Origin of the sequence: Robbsia andropogonis (genome assembly GCF_000970345.1) — a bacterium.
Classification (GTDB): domain Bacteria; phylum Pseudomonadota; class Gammaproteobacteria; order Burkholderiales; family Burkholderiaceae; genus Robbsia; species Robbsia andropogonis.
In genome coordinates this window covers 1-885 of sequence record NZ_LAQU01000211.1, presented here as the reverse complement: position 1 = coordinate 885, position 885 = coordinate 1, and the positions used below count along the sequence as shown (strand labels likewise).

Genomic DNA, 885 nt, shown 5'->3' with positions numbered 1-885 from the left:
AAGTCCAGAACGAACGTGATGCTCGGCTTCAAACGGTTCAGAAACGCCTTGGCAACGATCTCAGGCATCGAATTGATGCATCGCCTTCGCAAGGGCCAGTTCGATCTCACTAAGCTCGGTATCGAGGATGCCGCTCCGCCTGCCGTATGGAGCGCTATTCTGTCTTTTTGATAAGATATCCTACAGGTAAGAACATTCTCAACCCTCTTACCTATTTGCACCAGAACCGTGTGAGGCAAGATAGATATGTTCGACAAATTGCACTGCAATTTGCCAAACATATCGTACCCAAAGGGACGACCCTTTGGAAACCCCCGCATCGTACCGCAGTTAGGGCACGCGTTTGGCAAGGTTGCCAGGTGCGTCGACCCACGCAAAATAGAAGCTAAGCACATCATTGATTGACAGGTTTGAGCAAGTAGAGGCCGTGCCCATTGATGCGCCGGCGCACTATGCGAGCGCTCATACCATGCTGCCAACTTTGTCTATCCCCAAAAAGTCGAGAAGTGGAGCAAAGACGTTCTACCGAGTGCCGGCCACGGCCAAATCTCGTAAGGAATTAGCCGCGGCGGTGAGCTAGCTGATGAAATAGGAATTCTTGTCGTATGTCGACTAGTTGTGAAGATCGACTAGTTTAAGTCAATTGGCCGCCGACTTGAGCGTATCCTGTAAGTACCCGATGAGCCTCCGCACACGAACTGGCATATGGCGGCCGGTGGGGTAGACAATATAAAAGATGGATTCTTCAATCGAGCGCCAATCTTCCAAGATACGAACTAAGCTTCCATTCGCTATAACTCGATCTGAATAGTACGCGGGTACATTTGCGATTCCCAGGCCGTCTAGGGCAGCTCTGATTATTGCCGCTCCGCTATTGCTTGAGAA

1 protein-coding gene and 1 pseudogene are annotated in these 885 nt (G+C 50.5%); one reads left to right on the top strand and one right to left on the bottom strand.

Translation table 11 applies throughout. The annotated features are described in order from the left end of the window. Positions 1-171, top strand: a pseudogene (locus tag WM40_RS32795) (IS6 family transposase); the annotation flags it as partial. 468 nt (positions 172-639) lie between these two features. Here the strand turns inward: WM40_RS32795 and WM40_RS27190 are convergent. After that, on the bottom strand, positions 640-885 hold a 246-nt coding region (locus WM40_RS27190), incomplete at its 5' end, for a LysR substrate-binding domain-containing protein (protein ID WP_046154667.1).